1 protein-coding gene and 2 pseudogenes are annotated in these 2,560 nt (G+C 67.4%); all 3 read left to right on the top strand.

Features of this window, described 5'->3' with window-relative positions:
* A pseudogene (locus tag Q7S93_RS00910) lies at positions 1 to 717 on the top strand (F0F1 ATP synthase subunit alpha); the annotation flags it as partial.
* 20 nt (positions 718 to 737) lie between these two features.
* Positions 738 to 1,610 carry a F0F1 ATP synthase subunit gamma gene (locus tag Q7S93_RS00905; protein ID WP_304711621.1) on the top strand — a complete coding sequence of 291 codons (873 nt, stop codon included), beginning with the start codon at positions 738 to 740 and terminating at the stop codon, positions 1,608 to 1,610.
* 17 nt (positions 1,611 to 1,627) lie between these two features.
* Positions 1,628 to 2,560: pseudogene (locus Q7S93_RS00900) on the top strand (F0F1 ATP synthase subunit beta); the annotation flags it as partial.

Here is a 2,560-nt window from a genome sequence, read left to right as displayed (position 1 = left end):
AGCAAGCACGCCTGGGCCTACCGCGAAATTTCGCTCCTCCTCCGCCGCCCTCCGGGACGCGAAGCGTACCCCGGCGACGTCTTCTATCTGCATAGCCGCCTGCTGGAGCGTGCGGCCAAGCTGAACGAGGACAACGGTTCGGGCTCCCTGACCGCCCTGCCGATCATCGAGACCCAGGCCAACGACGTGTCGGCCTATATCCCGACCAACGTGATCTCGATCACCGACGGCCAGATCTTCCTCGAGACCGACCTGTTCTTCCAGGGCATCCGCCCGGCCGTGAACGTCGGCATCAGCGTGAGCCGCGTGGGCTCCTCGGCCCAGATCAAGGCCATGAAGACCGCGTCCGGCCCCATCAAGGGCGAGCTCGCCCAGTACCGGGAAATGGCCGCCTTCGCCAAGTTCGGCTCCGACCTCGACGCCACCACCCAGCGCATGCTGGCCCGGGGCGCCCGCCTGACCGAACTGCTGAAGCAGCCCCAGTACTCGCCGCTGCAGGTCGAGGAGCAGGTGGCGGTGATCTATGCCGGCACCCGGGGCTATCTCGACAATGTCGCCGTGGGCGACGTGACCCGCTATGAGGCCGAGCTGCTCAGCTATCTGCACGGCAAGCACCAGGACCTGCTGGACAATATCCGCACCAAGAAGGACCTGAAGGCCGAGCTGGAAACCGAACTGAAGAGCGTGCTCGACGCCTTCACCAAGACGTTCGCCTAAGCCGGCCAGGACCCAAAAGGATGGCCAGCCTCAAGGAGATGCGCAATCGGATCGGAAGCGTGAAAGCCACGCAGAAGATCACGAAAGCCATGCAGATGGTCGCCGCGGCCAAGCTCCGTCGTGCGCAGGACGCCGCCCAGAGCGCGCGCCCCTACGCCGAGCGGATGGCCTCGGTGATCGCCAACCTCGCCCAGGGCGTGAGCGGCGAGTCCGCGCCGCGCCTGCTGGCCGGCACGGGCGCCGACCAGCGCCATGTGCTGGTGGTGGCCACCTCGGACCGCGGCCTGGCGGGGGGCTTCAACACCTCCATCGTCCGCGCCGCCCGGGAACGGATCGGCGCCCTGCGGGCCGCCGGCAAGGATGTGAAGCTGATCGTCGTCGGCAAGAAGGCCCGCGACCAGCTGCGCCGCCTGCACGCCGACAAGATCATCGAGTTCTACGAGACGGGGGGCTCGCCCTCCATGGACGTCGCCCAGACCGTCGCCGATCGCGTCACCGCCCTGTTCGAGGCCGGTGAAGTCGACGTGGTCAGCATGGTCTACAGCCGGTTCCACTCGGTGGTCAGCCAGGTCCCCAGCGTCAAGCAACTGATCCCGGCCGAAGTCGCCGCTGACGCCCCGCCGATCGACCTCAAGGGCGCGGTCTATGAGTATGAGCCTTCCGAAGAGGCCATCCTCGAGACGCTCCTGCCGCGCAATCTGACCATCCAGCTGTTCTCCGCCATGCTGGAGAACCAGGCCGGCTTCTACGCCGCCCAGATGACCGCGATGGACAACGCGACCCGTAACGCCGGCGACATGATCGCCAGCCTCACCCTGCAATATAACCGCACACGCCAGGCGCAGATTACGAAGGAGCTGATCGAGATCATCTCCGGCGCCGAGGCGATCTAGAGCAAGAGAACCGCATCATGGCTATGACTCCGAAGGCTCCCGCCCCGAATATGGCCCCGCCGACCGACGCGGCCGATGCGTCGGCCGCTGCGCCCGCCAAGGCGCCGCGCAAGACTGCGGCCAAGAAGACCGCCGCGCCCGCCGCTGCGGGCCTGACCCCGGCCGTCGCCGGCCAGGCTGTCGCCACCGGCAAGATCGTCCAGGTCATCGGCGCCGTCGTCGACGTGGAGTTCGTGGGCCATCTGCCCTCGATCCTCAACGCCCTGGAAACCACCAACACCGACCAGCGCACCGGCGAGCCCTTCCGCCTGGTGCTGGAAGTGGCCCAGCATCTGGGTGAGAACACCGTCCGCACCATCGCCATGGACACCACCGAGGGCCTGACCCGCGGTCAGCCCGTGGTCGACACTGGCGCCGGCATCACCGTGCCGGTGGGTCCGGGCACCCTCGGCCGCATCATGAACGTCATCGGCGCGCCGATCGATGAAGGCGGCCCGATCAACTCGACCATGACCAGCGTCATCCACCGCGAGGCGCCCTCCTTCGCCGAGCAGTCGACCTCGGCCGAGATCCTGGTCACCGGCATCAAGGTCATCGACCTGCTCTGCCCCTACACCAAGGGCGGCAAGATCGGCCTGTTCGGCGGCGCCGGCGTGGGCAAGACCGTGACCATGCAGGAGCTGATCAACAACATCGCCAAGGCTTACGGCGGTTACTCGGTCCTGGCCGGCGTGGGCGAACGCACCCGCGAAGGCAACGACCTCTATCACGAGATGATCGAGTCCGGCGTGAACCAGCCCGGCGGCGGCGGCGACTCCCGTTGCGCCCTGGTCTATGGCCAGATGAACGAACCCCCCGGCGCCCGCGCCCGGGTGGCCCTGACCGGCCTGGCCCAGGCGGAGTACTTCCGCGACGAAGAGGGCAAGGACGTGCTGCTCTTCATCGACAAC

This window comes from Phenylobacterium sp. (assembly GCF_030646615.1).
Taxonomy (GTDB): domain Bacteria; phylum Pseudomonadota; class Alphaproteobacteria; order Caulobacterales; family Caulobacteraceae; genus Phenylobacterium.
Note: the sequence above shows the minus strand (reverse complement) of the source record. Positions and strands in the feature narration are given on the sequence as shown.

Bases quoted from the DNA above. Each gene is read 5' to 3' on its own strand.
- Q7S93_RS00905 (WP_304711621.1), top strand. From the start codon at position 738: ATGGCCAGCCTCAAGGAGATGCGCAATCGGATCGGAAGCGTGAAAGCC.